This window comes from Alkalicoccus luteus (assembly GCF_012034335.1).
Taxonomy (GTDB): domain Bacteria; phylum Bacillota; class Bacilli; order Bacillales; family Salisediminibacteriaceae; genus Alkalicoccus; species Alkalicoccus luteus_A.
On record NZ_JAATHJ010000015.1, the window covers coordinates 26,856 to 41,050 of the forward strand.

Below are 14,195 nucleotides of genomic sequence, written 5' to 3' on the forward strand. Positions count from 1 at the left end.
AAATAGTATAGCACAGCTTTGCCTCTAGCCGAGACCTTCTATTTCCCGGGAAATAATGGCGCCGATTTCCCGAAGCGATGAACGGGATCCATATGAGCCGTGATGACGGCCGTGGCTGTCTGTCGCGCTTCCGAGTCCAAGAAATTGTTCTCCCGGCTTCGCGTGAACAAATACGGCCGGGCAATCACAGACGCTCCCGGAGGCAAACGATACGGCCGGGTAGCCGGGCACGAGCTGCACCGGTCCATGCTCCACTTCCGGCAGCGCCCGCTTCACGTCGTCACCAAATACCCATATCTGTCGAGGCCTTAACCATGTAAGCCGCTGCTGGAACAGCGTACGCATGTCCTCAAGCTGAAACAGCTCTTCTTTCAGACCGGTCGCTCCCATCCGCTTTTTAGTAGCAAACGGTACGTAATCCATGTGATACACCGAGGCATGATCTCCGTAGTAGCTGTGACCAGCTCCGTTCATAAACCCTTCCATCTTTGCGCCGTTCTTCTTTCCAAACCAGTTCGTGTACACGTCTCCGGAGAGAAAATAATCGTTTAGCTGCCGCATTGCTGCCTCTGCCTCCGTTTTTGCCCAATCGACAGCCTTCTGATCGTTCTTTTTCCGGGGAAAGCGGTCCTCATTGTCAAAATCCCGCGGTGACGGGTTCACGCCAATTGTCAGCACCGGACGCACAGGCCCGAGCCAGAGGAGCGGCACAGCCTGGGGCAGAAGCAGGTCAGGATATGCAGCTGCAAGTTTATCCTGAAGCTGAGCTGCCTGCTGCATAATTGTCGTTTCCATCGCGCTGCTCCTTTCATATAAAACTCCAGCCGGGTGGCTGCCCGGCTGGAGATCGTTTATTTTTGTTTATTTGTCTACTTTATTGACCTGGCCTTCAAGCGTCATATCCTTATCCGTGCGGTCGTCGATCTTCATCGTCGTGACAACCCGCTTTGCATTATTTTTCACTTCGTTCAGGTGGATCACCTGGGCAACATCGAACAATTTATCGATGTCTCCTTCCACGATCGTTGAAGTTGGTGTGACCTGATACTTGAGCCCATTCTGCTCAATAACTGCGACAGCTCGATCGACATCGTCCTGAAAGCTTTCTGAACCTGTTCCTACTGGTACTACGCTGATTTCTAAAAGTGCCATAGTCAACTTCCTCCTTTTAACGTCTTGTTAAAAAGACTATTGCCATTTCTCATCCTGTTTAAACATTCGTCTCTGACCAAAAGGAATCCAAGGCTCGTTCAGGCATCATACAGCTTAGATTCGAAACGCCTCAGAAAAAGCCGGACCCTTTTCATAAAAGGATCCGGCCCGCGTTTATTGTTTCTCTGATGGTTCTGATTCTGCACCATCTTTCGTAACAGCAGTAACATAATGCGTCAGCTCGCCTACGTCATCTGACGAGTAGCTTTTCCGCTCGTAGGCTGCTTTGCTGGCAGCAAGCTCAACGGTGCCGTCCTCCAGCTCCCTGTATACCCGGTAGCCGACGACGTTCTCATCGTCGACCGCATGCCAGCGGAAAGACTGGCCGCTAACCGAAATATTTTCCGGAGTGTCCGGCTGTCCCGCTTCTTCTTCCACGAGCTCTGTATACACGACGAGGCGGTCGTCATGTGTGCCGTACTCCTGATTAAAGGTGCCGGTGCAGGTAATCAAATTCAGATGCCGTCCGTCGCTTCGCCCGAAAATTTCCTCAAGCGGAGCCTCACGTCGATCATAAACGACGGTTTTCGTCACTTCAAACTGAAGCTCACTTCCTTCGTCATCGGTTACGAAAACCTCGTCTCCAGCTTCCAGCTCATGCAGATCGTAAAATACGGCAGGACCGTCGCGGCTGTCTACGTGACCAGCCAGCACTGCGTTCCCCTGTTCTCCAGGACGCGCACCCGGTTCGAACCAGCCGACCCCCTCAGCTGAATCAGGAACGCCCATCTGCCCGTTATCCAGTATTCCTACCTCTTCCAAATCCGCTTCCACGTCAATCGCCGGAACAGTCAGCGTTTCAGGGATCCCGGGTCCCTTTTCTTCTTCTGAGACCTCCGGCGCTTCCTCCTGGCTCGGATGGACCGTGAATGCTTCCATATCCTCAAATTCTCCGGCTTCTTCTTCTGCCTCAGCCGGTGCTTCATTGCGCTCGGACAGCACCTGCGTCTCAGTCGGACTGGAGAAAACAGGCTGGATAAGCAGCACAATCATAAAAGCAGCTGCGGCAACTGCTGCCGGCAGCAGAAATAAGTAGATAAGTCGCTTCATGTCAGCCTCTCCTTCCGCTGCGAAATCGGACCAGTCCGGGAGCGAAGCCCCCGGAAGATCCGTATATAATCAGCCTCTACTGCTGGCTGTTCAGCTTTTTGCGTCCAAGTACCAGTGCTCCTGCTGCTGCAATGAAGGCTGTCAGCATCGCCCACATAAAGGTCGTGTTGGAAGCGGTGCCGCCAAGACCGGTTGCCGGCATTTCTTCAGGCATGCTGTCTGCAGCGAACATGTCCGGGTTCTGGTCGACGATCGCTCCGCTCAGCACTTCACCGAGCATGAACATATGATGGAAGCCGTGACGGAACTCCTCGCTCCACGTACGCTCGAACTCACCTGCGGTATACGCATCGAACGTATTCGTTACATCTGCAACGTGGGAACGGATTTCCTCTTCCCCGGCTTCTTGCGGAATGCCTGTTGCTTCATCGAGGAAGGCGGAAAATTCAACGACGTAGCTTTCCAGATCCGCTTCTGCCTGCGTTCGTGCATCGGCATCTTCTTCAATTGCCGCTACAGTCATGTCACCAAAGAAATCAATGTGACTCTGCCAGATCGGTTCGAAGGCTTCTGCACCTTCATCTCCATAGACAGATCCGATTGTTTCCGTCAGATCCGCTGTATTTTCATCTAATGCCCAGGACACAAAATCAAAGTCTTCTGCACCATCAAAGCCTTTTTGCATCGTGAATGATGCCAGGAAGAAATGCTCGGACAGAAGGTGGTTCAAGTGTGCACGAAGGTCTGCAGCCGGCGTGGACACCTCTGTGTTATCAAAGTCTTCCGGGAACTGCTCGGAAATAGCGCCGCCAAGATTCACGCCGATATCAAACATGTGGTGGAAGCCGTGACGGAAGTTCTCGTATGCCTCCATGAATTCGCCGTCAACATACGAATCAAACGTGCTCGATACATCTTCAACATGTGCAGTGATCGCTTCCTGACCAGCTTCCTGCGGCAGCCCGCCTTCAGTTGCTGCATCTAGAAATGCGGAAAATTCATCTACGTAATTATCAAGGTCCGCCTCTGCCTGGGCGCGTGCTTCCTCATCTCCTTCAGCTTCCGCTGCGACCATATCACCGAAAAAGTCAATGTGGCTCTGCCAGATGCGGTTAAATTCATCCGCTCCCTCAGATCCGTAAACAGATTCGATCGTCGCGGTGATTTCTGCTGTGTTTTCATCCAGAGCCGCTCCGGCTTGCGCCGTATCCTCTGCTCCATCAAATGCTTTCTGCATAAACGCGACTGTCAGTGCAAAGTGCTCGGAGAAAAGCTGATCCAGGTCAGCCCGCAGATCAGCTGCCGGTGTGGAAACTGTCGGACTGTAGTCATCGTGATCGTGGTCTCCGTGATCATCAGCCATTGCAACGGTTGGTGCAAATACGAGCAGTGCGCAGGACGTCAGTGCTGCTTTCTTCATCATTTTCATCCATAATCCCTCCGTTTTTGTTTTGCTTTCACAAGAGTAAACGGAAGGAAAAAATGGTTGGATCACTTTTTTCCAAAAAACTTTTTACTCCGCAGAAAAATACCGCCCCTGATCATATTCAGGAGCGGCTTTCTCATTTATTCTTCTTTCAGCTGATCGAGCGGCTTCACCGCCGGGCCTTCGAGTACATCGCCGTCTGTGTTAAACCTGGACCCGTGGCACGGACAGTCCCACGACCGGTCTCCGTTATTCCAATAGAGCTCACAGCCGAGATGCGTGCACGTCGTATCCACGATTGTGACGTGGCCGTGCTCATCTTTATAAGCTCCGGCACGCTTCCCGTTTACATTAACGACTGCACCTTCGTTGAAATCAAGATCTTCCACCTTTTTGCTTTTTCCGCGGTCGAGCTTTCCACGGACAAACTCCATGGCAACATCCATGTTTTCCTTAACCGCATTTTTCATTTCTTTTCCCGGCCTGAAGCGTGACGGTGTATACAGCGGCGCGTATTCGTTTCGCTTTTCCGTAATCCGGTCCGCGATGATCTGCGCGGCAGCGACGCCGTTCGTCATGCCCCACTTTGCAAAGCCGGTGGCGACGAATACATCATCTTTTCCCGGATTAACAGGGCCTGCGTACGGGAGCCCGTCCAGTGTAAATACATCCTGGGAGGCCCAGCGGTACGGCACTGCAGCGGTATCAAAGTGATCGAGGCCGAACTGATGCAGTTTTTTATAGTTTTCAAGCGTATTCACCTTCTGCCCGCTCGTATGTCCTTCTCCGCCGATAAGAAGAAGCTCTCTTCCATCCGTATCAAACGCACGGCGAATCGACCGCTTCGGGCTTTCCACATTCAAATACATCCCTTCCGGCGCTTTTGTGTTCAGACGGAAAGCAACGGAATAGGATCGTTCCACGTGCAGCCTGGCCACAAACAGCGCCTGCAGATCTTTAAACGGATAGTGGGTCGCCATGACGACGTGATCGGCCATCACGACGGACCCGTTCTCCATAAGCACCTGGGGCCGCTTACCGCGCTTAATATCGACTGCACGCGACTGTTCAAATACGGGCATATTCTCTACTTCCAGATAGCGGAGAAGCTTAGCGAGAAAGCAGACCGGGTGAAACTGAGCCTGATCGTACATGGCGAGCATGCGCCGCTTTGTACCGTCGAAGCCTTCTTTTTCCACCATGCCGCCGTCAAGCTCCAGCTGCAGGTACGCTTCCGCCTCCCGTTCCAGCTGCTCCATTCCTTCGTCTGTATCGGCATACAAATAAGCATGCTGCCGTTCAAAATTGCAGTCAATATTCAGCTTGCGGGTCATCCGTTCGATCCAGCTGATGGCATCCTCGTTGGCATCGTAATAAAGCCGGGCGTTATCAACTCCGATCTGATCAATTAAATCTGCGTATTTCGGTCCGTGCTGAGACGTAATTTTCGCCGTCGTCCAGCCGGTCGTGCCGGCACCCATCCGATCGGCCTCCACGAGCACAACCTGAAAGCCTCGCCTCGCAAGTATAAAGGCAGTTGAGACGCCTGCTATACCACCGCCAATCACGCAGACTTCGGTATCGAGATCTTCCTCCAATGCCGGAAATGTCTGTGTAGGCCGCTCCCGCCATAATGATGCGGGTTGTTCAGGCAGCTTGTTCATCCGGATTCCCCCTTAAAAAAGTCGCTTTGCTTCCGATATTCCCACTGCCATTATTTATGAAACGAAATTATTTGAAAATTCGACGATTTATGATATACTGTAATCGCTTACATTTTTTCGCTTTATCAAATACAGAGAAGAATGGGAGAGTGTGCACATGATCTACGAAAAGCCGAATACGGAAGGCAGTCTGGTTCAATTTAAAAAGCGTTACGACAACTATATCGGAGGACAGTATGTGCCGCCGAAAAACGGCGAGTACTTTGAAAACACGACGTCGGTCACCGGTGAAGTTTTTACCGAGATGGCCCGCTCATCAAAAGAAGATGTGGAAGCTGCTATTGAAGCTGGTCACGAAGCGAAGGCTTCATGGGGCGCGACCTCGCCTACAGAGCGCTCAAACATTCTGCTGAAAATTGCCGATCGAATGGAAGCCAACCTCGAAATGCTAGCCGTTGCCGAAACGTGGGAAAACGGAAAAGCAGTACGGGAGACGCTTGCCGCAGATATTCCGCTCGCAATTGATCATTTCCGCTATTTTGCTGCAGCGATCCGTTCTCAGGAAGGCGGCATCAGCCAGATTGATGAAGATACGATCGCCTATCATTTTCATGAGCCTGTCGGCGTTGTCGGTCAGATTATTCCGTGGAACTTCCCGATCCTCATGGCGACGTGGAAGCTCGCGCCTGCTCTTGCAGCCGGCAACTGCGTCGTGCTGAAGCCGGCTGAACAGACGCCGTCCAGCATCTTTGTGCTGCTTGAGCTGATCGAAGACCTGCTGCCGCCGGGTGTGCTCAACATCGTCAGCGGATTTGGCGTCGAAGCGGGGAAACCGCTCGCGTCCAGCTCCCGTATTGATAAAGTAGCCTTTACCGGCGAAACGACGACAGGCCGTCTGATTATGCAGTATGCATCAGAGAATATTATTCCCGTTACGCTGGAGCTCGGCGGCAAGTCTCCGAACCTCTTCTTCGCTGACGTCATGCAGCAGGAGGACGGCTATCTCGAAAAGGCGCTCGAAGGTTTTGCCATGTTCGCCTTAAACCAGGGGGAAGTTTGTACGTGTCCTTCAAGGGCGCTGATTGAAGAATCCATTTATGACAGCTTTATGGAAAAGGCCGTGGACCGGGTCAAGCGCATCAAAACCGGCAATCCGCTCGATACCGATACGATGATGGGAGCCCAGGCCTCCAAGGAGCAGCTGGATAAAATTGTATCATACCTCGATATCGGCAAGCAGGAAGGTGCTAAAGTACTTGTTGGCGGAGAACAGGCACATATGGACGGCGATCTTGCCGGCGGATACTATGTGCAGCCGACTATTTTTGAAGGACATAACAAAATGCGTATTTTCCAGGAGGAAATTTTCGGTCCGGTGCTTTCCGTCACCTCGTTTAAGGATCAGGCGGATGCACTGTCGATCGCAAACGATACCCTCTACGGCCTCGGAGCCGGCGTCTGGTCCCGCAACATTAACACGGCCTACCGCTTCGGACGCGCGATTCAGTCCGGCCGGGTATGGACCAACTGCTACCACGACTATCCGGCGCACGCGGCATTCGGCGGATATAAGAAGTCCGGTATTGGTCGCGAAAACCATCTGATGATGCTGAGCCACTACCAGCAGACGAAAAACATGCTTGTGAGCTACAGTGAAGAACCAAAAGGCTTTTTCTAAGCCGAAAAAAGAAAGGGTGTTCTGTGATGACAGAACGAGTAACCGCAACCGAGGAGACGCTGGAACTGATTGAAAAGCTGAAAAAGCGCCACGGCCCGCTCATGTTTCACCAGTCAGGCGGATGCTGCGACGGCAGCTCTCCGATGTGCTATCCCGACGGTGATCTGCGTATAGGTGAAAGCGACGTGTATCTCGGCGAGATCGGCGGCTCTCCGTTCTATATGTCACGCGATCAATACGAATACTGGAAGCATACGCAGCTGATTATTGACGTTGTCGACGGACGCGGCGGCATGTTCTCACTGGAAGGCCCGGAAGGTAAGCGGTTCTTCACCCGCTCCCGCGTCTTCAGCGATGAAGAACGAAAAGAGCTGCAGCTTTGACGAAGCTGGACATTTTCAAATAAAGCGTTTATACTTCCGTTAACAGTATACATTTATCCTGAGTGGACGAGAGATCTGGCTCTACGACTCCACGGCAACCTGCCTCGCAAGGTGCCAACGCCAGCAGAGCACTGCTCTGAGCGATGAATGAACGGATGAAAAACCCCTTCTCTCATCGTGAAAGAAGGGGTTTTTTGTGCGTATGCACAGACAGGGAATGTATGCTGAATTTATCAGCAGAGGAATGATGTATCATGAGTTATGCGTCCGCCCTTTTTTGCCACCATGCCGATCCGGAAACCTACTTTCAGTCAACCGTCGCAAGAATGAAGCGAAAAGCAGCCGGATGTCACTACGTATTCGACGCCGGCACCTCCTTTTTGCATAACCGATTTTATGTATATGCCTCGTCGCTCCGGGGAGCGGAATTTCGCATCACGCTCTCCCAGGATCAGTCAAAGGCGCTGCAGAAAAAAGGACCAGGCTCGCTCGAACACTTTTTGTGGAGTGAGCTGGAAAAGCAGGGCTTTCCCGCTTCAAAGGTTCAGTAGCAGTCAAAAGGCGTTCAGCATTTTCGCTGGACGCCTTTTCCCGCTATGCTCCTGTTTCTTGCCGCAGATGATGAACGAACCGGCGTACGAGCTGATCACGCGTTCGCTTTGCCGAGAATTTCAGCTTCAGTCTGCCCGTCAGGCTGACAGGCTTTTTCTCGCCTTCATAAATCAGCTGGGTTTCGTTCTCATTCAGCTTGATCAACGTAAACCTGAGCGTTGTCGCGAAATGTCCGTCCGATTCAAACTGTATCTGCTTCACTTTTCGCGACGGTTCATCACGGTAGTCGGTCGTTTCCACGACGTACGTCATTTCCCGGCCGTTTTCAGCGCACGTCTGCCGGTGTTTCGCACCAATCGTATCGCTGCTTCCCTCAATCAGTTCACTGTGAACGACATGCGGCAGCAGGGTGCCGATGGAACGATCCTGAAACCGGTGCCACACTACTTCAATATGTGTTGGAACGAGAGTTTCTTCCTCCCATTTCATCTGTCAGTTCCCTCCTGCCCATTCGTTTCCTTATAACTCTATTATCGGGCCATGATACCTGACAAATCAAGGGATGCGCCTGTGGGATATTGTGAGAAATTGACGGAACTATGGGAGAACAAAAGTACTTTTTACTTTTAATAACATACCTTGAACACATGCTGCGCCCGGCAGGAAGTTCTTCACGTTCCGGAAGGCTGCTTCAGCTAAATAGGCTTGTAAATTAAAGCCCGGCTTGTCGATTAAGTAAACAAAATGACGATAGTCGTTTCATTGTATTTCTACTGCGCTTCCCCAGCCTTACGCGGGTTTGCCTTCAGCTATTTTCTCTCTAAGCCTCTGCCGAACGGAACAAACAGCAGGCCGCCCGGATGCTGCGGACGACCTGCTGTCTCTTACTATGAAGATTCTTTAAGGGGGAAGATCTTCATGAAAAAGGGGGGGAGATAATTGGTGCTCTCTCTCTTACATTTCCTACTCTATCATCTTTGTGTTAAAAACGTGTTGCAGAAGCGTAAAGGATTATGAAAGGATTGTAAAAAATTGTTCAGCTGTAGTGCGGTGAACTGTTTTTCTGCCAGACTTCCATCAGCTTATGCAGCATTTTCGGCGTATGCACAAAGGCATTCTGCCGGTGCAGCCGCTCGGTGCGCTGATGCGGATCCTTGCCGAACGGGCCGACGTTCAGGACAGGTGCCTTCAGCTGCTGCATCGCTTCAAACGGAATCGTGTAGCCCGTTCCCCAAACCGGCGTATTGTTGGGGTAGGCATCAAGCTCCGAGTCCGGCTTCTGGTAATTGACGTAGCTGAGGTCGCAAATTCCGTTAAAGTAGTGGACGTGCTCGACGCGGAAGCCTTCGTCGTCAGCTGTTTGCTTCAAGCTTTCAACAGCCTCCTGGATGAGGCTTTCGTCAGACGAATTGACGGCCGGATAGTACGGCGGTGCAAAAAACAGGACGGCGGCCGGAGCAAGCTCCGGACAAAGCAGCATCCACTCCCCTGCAAGACGGATTGCCTGCTCGCGGTCATCCCAGTCCTCTTCCTGCAGAATCGTCCGGGTGCCTTCATCAATCAGGTCCTCATCGAACTTATTTTTCACGTACTCGTACAGCTCTTCGTAGCGGATGACACGGACCCCGCCGACTCCTTCCACCTGTTCCCTTGCGCACAGGCGCTCGTAATCAGCGCTGCACTGCTGCATCGCCTTCGTAACGACCTCCTCAAACGTGTCCATCACCTCACCGGCATCCCGCTTCATCGTAAAAACGTTGTACAGGGCAGCGGCCCGGTATGGCGTCTGCGTCGAGTATTCCAGCTTTAAATCCCGCAGCTGCAAGGAAACGGGAAGCGGCGTGCTTTCTCCGAGGTCTTCTTCCCTAAAGGCGGGATTCCATTCCATGTCTTTCGAAACGTATGATGACATGTACGTCGCAGTGATCCCGCTGAGCGGCTCTCCTACGTGCGTTTCTTTTCCATAGAACAGTACAGCCGGCATGATCTTCCCCATTGTACCTGTGTAAATGTAGTGGGTTTCATCACCAGGGCGCTGTGTAAACGACGGCTCGCTGTTCAGAAAAAGCGTGTAGTCGAGGGCGTGCGTTTCTTTCAGCTTTAATAGCTCCGGCACGACTGTCCGCATCCCAACCGAATCTACTTCCTCGTCGGGAACAGAAACGAGCACGATGTTCAATGGCCAGCCTTCTTCAATCGCCTGCTCGATAATATGCAGGTGCAGCACGACGCCCATTTTCATATCCATCGTACCGCGGCCAAACAGGTAATTGTCGGAATCCAGATCGGCTCTCGCTGCTTCCGGCAGCGTTTCCGCTTCTTCCTTCAGCTTCATCGTCAATGCCTTCGGATCAAATGCAAACGGTTCCAAATGACCATATTCCTCCGTCTGTACGGTGTCAAAGTGGCTGATCATGACGATCGTTTTCGTAACATCCGCGTCCGGATGCCGGTACACCGCAGTGAGCGAGCGCCGTCCTTTATCAGCATCGTGCAGATGAACATAGTCCCGGTGCTCTTTAAAATAAGGAAGCAGTTTCAGCTTCTCTTGTAATTTAACTGGAAAGTCTTTTTCTCCCTGCGAAAACGTCCGGCTTTCCCAGCCGACTACTTCACAAAGAAGTTCTTCAAGTGCTTCAGGTGTGTGCCACAACATACCAACCATCCTCCCGCTGATAAAAAATCCATTCCTTCACCAGTTTACCTTATCTGCAGAAAAAAACCATCAGTGACGCAGAAAACCTTCCATTTCTGCTTGAAGCCCTGCACAATAGAAGCAATACAGAAAAAGGACGTGATCGGATCGTGACGATTTTAATCAGACAGGCGCTGCCGGAAGATGCTGCTGCACTCGCCGCGATAGCTTCCGGAGTAACGGAGGAAGGCTTTGGCCTTGTCAGCCCGGAAGAGGTAACACATACTACTGATGCTATGGAACAGCGGATCATCGCTGTCCGTAACGACCCCCGCTCGCTATTTTTAACAGCAGAGAGCGATGGACAGCCAGTTGGTTCGCTGATTTTTCAGCGAAGTACGCAAGTCAAATACGTCCACCACGGCAGTTTCGGCATGTCGCTTGCCCCTTCCTCTCGCGGTGCGGGCATCGGCCGGAAGCTGATGGAGGAACTGCTGAGCTGGGCTGCAGAAGCTCCAGGCCTCGAAAAGATCACGCTCGAAGTGCTGGCAGAAAACACAGCCGCCCGGTCTCTCTACAAGCAGTTCCAATTTGAAGAGGAAGGCAGGCTTCGCCGCCATGTCTACTATCAGGGTGCCTACGACGACCTGATCCTGATGGCACTGTTTCTAAATCAGGAAAACCGAGTTTAGTCCCAGCTTTGAGTGGGAAACAGAGTCATACACGATCTCACTTAAAGGAGCTGACTGTATGACACAATATCGCTTAAACCAGCTGGAAATCGGTCAAAATTACACGGCGAAGGAGCTTGACAGCTTCGTGTCCACTACTGATGTCGTCGTTCTCTCTTCAAACGAGGAGCAGCTGTTTACCGATCCGGAGCGCGAATACAAAGTTGCCGGTTCTTATAACGGCTTTTTCGAGCATTCCTCTGACAATGGAGAAAAGTATTTCCGTGAGAAGCGTGCTTATTTAGTAGAAAAAGTCTGACGCTGTTTCACGTGAAACGTTTAAAACCCGGACCGGGCCTCCCCCGTCCGGGTTATTTGTATGAGCCATGGATATGACAAAAAAAGCGCAGCGGAATGTAATCCGCTGCGCTTCAAATATAGACCTGTTTATTCGTCTTCTACGAGCTCGTACGCGCCTTCTTCGTTGTGCGTTTCCTGGCCGGTGATCGGCGGGTTGAACACACAGACCATGCGCATGTCAGAACCTTCGTAAGCACGCAGATAGTGCTCGTCGTTCTTATCAAGTGCGTAGATTTCGTTCGCTTTGATCGGCCATACTTTGCCGTCTGCTACCGTTTCTACTTCACCCTCACCCTCGATGCAGTATACTGCCTCCAGGTGATTCTGGTACCAGATGTGCGTTTCTGTACCTGCTTTAATAACGGTATCGTGTACGGAATAGCCCATGTTGTCCTTTTTCAGGAGCAAGCGGCGGCTTTCCCAGTTTTCACCTTTTACGTGCTGGTCTGTTCCAATGATGTCTTCCAGTCGAACTACCTTCATGTCTGAAATCCTCCTCGATGATTTTCCGGTTTTCTTCTATTATACAGACTGTCCGTTATTCGGACAGCAGAAAAGAGCGGCCGAAAGCGGAGTCCCGGCCGCTCTGATTCTGTTTTAGTTTATCGTTACTTCGCTGCCGTTTTCGTCTTTACATTCATGGATTTAAGGGCGTCTTTGATGCTCGCCTCAATTACATCCAGTCCTGCCTGCAGCCCTTCTTCATCAATGTTGATCGGCGGGAACAGCTTGAACACCTGGTCGTGTCCGCCTGCCGTTTCCATGATCAGCTGTCGTTCAAAGGCGTGCTCTGCCACCTTCTCACTGAATCCTTCAATATCAGAAGAAATACCCTGCATGAGACCTCGTCCTTTACGGTGAGCTTTCATCTCTGGATATTTATCAATCATGTTATCAAGGAACTTCGTAACAGTTTCTGCGCGTGCCTGGACACTTTTTTCAAATTCTGGATCTTCCCAGTACGTGAGTGATTCGGTCGCAGTGACAAACGCCATGTTGTTACCGCGGAACGTACCGTTGTGTTCACCCGGCTTCCAGTCATCCAGCTCCGGCTTAATGAGCGTGATCGCAAGCGGCAGACCGTATCCGCCGATCGACTTGGACAGGCAGATCACGTCCGGTTTAATACCGGCCGGCTCAAAGGAGAAGAACGTACCTGTACGTCCGACACCAGCCTGCACATCGTCGACAATCAGCACGATATCCCACTCGCGGCAGATGCGCTCCAGACGCTGCATCCATTCAAAGCTGGCTGCGTTAATACCGCCTTCGCCCTGTACGGTTTCAAAAATAACCGCTGCCGGAACGGCTACGCCGCTTCCGTTGTCTTCGAGGAAGCGCTCGAAGTAGTCCAGCGTGTCTTCGCCATCGACAAAGTTGTCATATGGCATCTGAACCGTATGGCTCAGCGGAATGCCGGCACCTTTACGCTTCATAGAGTTTCCTGTTACAGACAGGGAACCAATTGTCATGCCGTGGAAACCGTTCGTGAAGCTTACGATATCCGTGCGGCCTGTCATTTTACGCGCAATTTTCAGCGCGCTCTCGACCGTATTTGTTCCTGTTGGTCCCGGGAACATGATGCGGTAGTCCATGTCGCGCGGCTTCATAATCACGTCACGGAACTTCTCCATAAACGCTACCTTTGCATCTGTCGCTTTATCAAGTGAATGCGTGATGCCGTCATCGAGAATATAGTCAACGAGCTTTTTCTTCATAGCCGGTTCATTGTGTCCGTAGTTCAGTGCGCCTGCACCGGAGAAAAAGTCGATATACTCCTTGCCTGCTTCATCCCACATTTTATAGCCGCGGGCTTTCGTAAAAACGGTTGGAAAGCTTCGTACATAGCTTCGTACACTGGATTCAAGCTCTTCGATCAACTGTAGCTTTTCATTCATGGATAAAGGTCCTCCCAATATAATTGTAGTCACCTTGTCTAAGCGGACGGTTGTCTTCCGATCTTGCGATTATTTCTTCCAGAAAGGTCCGATACGGTACGTGTATTCTGCTTTCCCGTCTTCTTCGGGAAACACGTCCGCAGGGAACGTTTCGCGTACTTCAAACGACGTATCTTCTGTCTTCGCGAGCTTCTTAAAGAGAGACTGGGAAGCGACATTGTCTTTTGTAATCGTTGCTTCCAGATACTTCACATCTTTCGCCGCGTCACGGCTGAGAAGCTCATCCAGCATTTTGTAGGCGACGCCTTTTCCGCGCTGAGAGCTGTCGACCCCCACCTGCCATACAAATACCGTATCCGGATGTTCCGGCTGGATGAATCCGGTGATAAACCCGACTACCTCGTTGTTTTCACGTGCAACCACGCAGGTTTCGGAAAAGTATTCCGCCATCATAATATACTTATAGGCAGAGTTCAGATCTAACGACGTCTTCTTTGCCAGGTTGTACATCCCTTGTCCATCTTCTTTGGACGGCTGTTCAAGCGAAAGGGCCTCAAGTACAGGAGTAACAGTTGTGCTGCTCATTACTTAAAAACCACCTTTTATGATTTATTTTGCGAGAAGTCTTCGTTCAGGATGTCTTCAAGCAAAGAAGCTTCCGTTTTT

At 51.4% G+C, this 14,195-nt stretch carries 15 protein-coding genes and 1 riboswitch; of the genes, 5 read left to right on the top strand and 10 right to left on the bottom strand.

Going from position 1 to position 14,195, the window contains the following annotated elements; all coding sequences use genetic code 11:
• Positions 1 to 24: 24 nt before the first annotated feature.
• The 5 genes from HCN83_RS10705 to HCN83_RS10725 form a co-directional block, all read right to left on the bottom strand.
• On the bottom strand, positions 25 to 795 hold the full coding sequence (locus HCN83_RS10705; RefSeq protein ID WP_168007100.1) for a hypothetical protein: 771 nt from the start codon (positions 793 to 795) through the stop codon (positions 25 to 27).
• Positions 796 to 861: 66 nt separating this feature from the next.
• The gene (locus HCN83_RS10710) at positions 862 to 1,152 is read right to left on the bottom strand and encodes an MTH1187 family thiamine-binding protein (RefSeq protein ID WP_168007102.1); all 291 of its coding nucleotides are present in this window, start codon (positions 1,150 to 1,152) and stop codon (positions 862 to 864) included.
• A gap of 174 nt (positions 1,153 to 1,326) precedes the next feature.
• Entirely contained in the window at positions 1,327 to 2,262 is a 936-nt protein-coding gene (locus HCN83_RS10715; protein ID WP_168007104.1) for a class F sortase, read from the bottom strand.
• A gap of 76 nt (positions 2,263 to 2,338) precedes the next feature.
• On the bottom strand, positions 2,339 to 3,691 hold the full coding sequence (locus HCN83_RS10720) for a copper amine oxidase (protein ID WP_168007106.1): 1,353 nt from the start codon (positions 3,689 to 3,691) through the stop codon (positions 2,339 to 2,341).
• Between the two features lie 137 nt (positions 3,692 to 3,828).
• Entirely contained in the window at positions 3,829 to 5,352 is a 1,524-nt protein-coding gene (locus HCN83_RS10725) for an FAD-dependent oxidoreductase (protein WP_168007108.1), read from the bottom strand.
• A 157-nt stretch (positions 5,353 to 5,509) separates the two neighbouring features.
• Between HCN83_RS10725 and exaC the strand changes: the two genes are divergently transcribed.
• The 3 genes from exaC to HCN83_RS10740 all read left to right on the top strand — a co-directional run bounded on the left by exaC (position 5,510) and on the right by HCN83_RS10740 (position 7,964).
• Positions 5,510 to 7,030: an acetaldehyde dehydrogenase ExaC gene (gene exaC, locus HCN83_RS10730; protein WP_168007110.1), complete on the top strand. Its 1,521-nt coding sequence runs from the start codon at positions 5,510 to 5,512 to the stop codon at positions 7,028 to 7,030.
• A gap of 26 nt (positions 7,031 to 7,056) precedes the next feature.
• Entirely contained in the window at positions 7,057 to 7,413 is a 357-nt protein-coding gene (locus tag HCN83_RS10735; RefSeq protein ID WP_168007112.1) for a DUF779 domain-containing protein, read from the top strand.
• Between the two features lie 50 nt (positions 7,414 to 7,463).
• Positions 7,464 to 7,563: riboswitch (SAM riboswitch) on the top strand.
• Positions 7,564 to 7,667: 104 nt separating this feature from the next.
• The gene (locus HCN83_RS10740; protein WP_168007114.1) at positions 7,668 to 7,964 is read left to right on the top strand and encodes a hypothetical protein; all 297 of its coding nucleotides are present in this window, start codon (positions 7,668 to 7,670) and stop codon (positions 7,962 to 7,964) included.
• A 43-nt stretch (positions 7,965 to 8,007) separates the two neighbouring features.
• On the opposite strand, the gene HCN83_RS10745 is transcribed toward HCN83_RS10740, so the two are convergent.
• Together HCN83_RS10745 and HCN83_RS10750 are read right to left on the bottom strand one after the other, a co-directional pair.
• A complete protein-coding gene (locus HCN83_RS10745; RefSeq protein ID WP_168007116.1) occupies positions 8,008 to 8,454 on the bottom strand; it encodes an SRPBCC family protein in 447 nt (148 codons plus the stop codon).
• Between the two features lie 547 nt (positions 8,455 to 9,001).
• Positions 9,002 to 10,621 carry a M20/M25/M40 family metallo-hydrolase gene (locus HCN83_RS10750; RefSeq protein WP_343033712.1) on the bottom strand — a complete coding sequence of 540 codons (1,620 nt, stop codon included), beginning with the start codon at positions 10,619 to 10,621 and terminating at the stop codon, positions 9,002 to 9,004.
• Between the two features lie 149 nt (positions 10,622 to 10,770).
• Between HCN83_RS10750 and HCN83_RS10755 the strand changes: the two genes are divergently transcribed.
• Positions 10,771 to 11,292 carry a GNAT family N-acetyltransferase gene (locus HCN83_RS10755; protein WP_168007120.1) on the top strand — a complete coding sequence of 174 codons (522 nt, stop codon included), beginning with the start codon at positions 10,771 to 10,773 and terminating at the stop codon, positions 11,290 to 11,292.
• Positions 11,293 to 11,350: 58 nt separating this feature from the next.
• Positions 11,351 to 11,590, top strand: coding sequence for a hypothetical protein (locus HCN83_RS10760; protein ID WP_168007122.1), 240 nt, complete (start codon positions 11,351 to 11,353; stop codon positions 11,588 to 11,590).
• Between the two features lie 128 nt (positions 11,591 to 11,718).
• On the opposite strand, the gene HCN83_RS10765 is transcribed toward HCN83_RS10760, so the two are convergent.
• From HCN83_RS10765 to ectA, 3 genes are all read right to left on the bottom strand, one after another.
• Complete coding sequence (locus HCN83_RS10765) at positions 11,719 to 12,114, bottom strand: ectoine synthase (RefSeq protein ID WP_168007124.1); 396 nt, start codon at positions 12,112 to 12,114, stop codon at positions 11,719 to 11,721.
• A 125-nt stretch (positions 12,115 to 12,239) separates the two neighbouring features.
• Positions 12,240 to 13,529, bottom strand: coding sequence for a diaminobutyrate--2-oxoglutarate transaminase (gene ectB, locus HCN83_RS10770; protein WP_168007126.1), 1,290 nt, complete (start codon positions 13,527 to 13,529; stop codon positions 12,240 to 12,242).
• Between the two features lie 69 nt (positions 13,530 to 13,598).
• Positions 13,599 to 14,114, bottom strand: a complete 516-nt coding sequence (gene ectA / locus HCN83_RS10775) for a diaminobutyrate acetyltransferase (RefSeq protein ID WP_168007128.1) — start codon at positions 14,112 to 14,114, stop codon at positions 13,599 to 13,601.
• Positions 14,115 to 14,195 lie beyond the last annotated feature (81 nt).

Excerpts from the sequence above, each read along its gene's own strand:
- HCN83_RS10705 (WP_168007100.1), bottom strand. The coding sequence starts at position 795 with ATGGAAACGACAATTATGCAGCAGGCAGCTCAGCTTCAGGATAAACTT.
- HCN83_RS10710 (WP_168007102.1), bottom strand. The coding sequence starts at position 1,152 with ATGGCACTTTTAGAAATCAGCGTAGTACCAGTAGGAACAGGTTCAGAA.
- HCN83_RS10715 (WP_168007104.1), bottom strand. The coding sequence starts at position 2,262 with ATGAAGCGACTTATCTACTTATTTCTGCTGCCGGCAGCAGTTGCCGCA.
- HCN83_RS10720 (WP_168007106.1), bottom strand. The coding sequence starts at position 3,691 with ATGAAAATGATGAAGAAAGCAGCACTGACGTCCTGCGCACTGCTCGTA.
- HCN83_RS10725 (WP_168007108.1), bottom strand. The coding sequence starts at position 5,352 with ATGAACAAGCTGCCTGAACAACCCGCATCATTATGGCGGGAGCGGCCT.
- exaC (WP_168007110.1), top strand. The coding sequence starts at position 5,510 with ATGATCTACGAAAAGCCGAATACGGAAGGCAGTCTGGTTCAATTTAAA.
- HCN83_RS10735 (WP_168007112.1), top strand. The coding sequence starts at position 7,057 with ATGACAGAACGAGTAACCGCAACCGAGGAGACGCTGGAACTGATTGAA.
- HCN83_RS10740 (WP_168007114.1), top strand. The coding sequence starts at position 7,668 with ATGAGTTATGCGTCCGCCCTTTTTTGCCACCATGCCGATCCGGAAACC.
- HCN83_RS10745 (WP_168007116.1), bottom strand. The coding sequence starts at position 8,454 with ATGAAATGGGAGGAAGAAACTCTCGTTCCAACACATATTGAAGTAGTG.
- HCN83_RS10750 (WP_343033712.1), bottom strand. The coding sequence starts at position 10,621 with ATGTTGTGGCACACACCTGAAGCACTTGAAGAACTTCTTTGTGAAGTA.
- HCN83_RS10760 (WP_168007122.1), top strand. The coding sequence starts at position 11,351 with ATGACACAATATCGCTTAAACCAGCTGGAAATCGGTCAAAATTACACG.
- HCN83_RS10765 (WP_168007124.1), bottom strand. The coding sequence starts at position 12,114 with ATGAAGGTAGTTCGACTGGAAGACATCATTGGAACAGACCAGCACGTA.
- ectB (WP_168007126.1), bottom strand. The coding sequence starts at position 13,529 with ATGAATGAAAAGCTACAGTTGATCGAAGAGCTTGAATCCAGTGTACGA.
- ectA (WP_168007128.1), bottom strand. The coding sequence starts at position 14,114 with ATGAGCAGCACAACTGTTACTCCTGTACTTGAGGCCCTTTCGCTTGAA.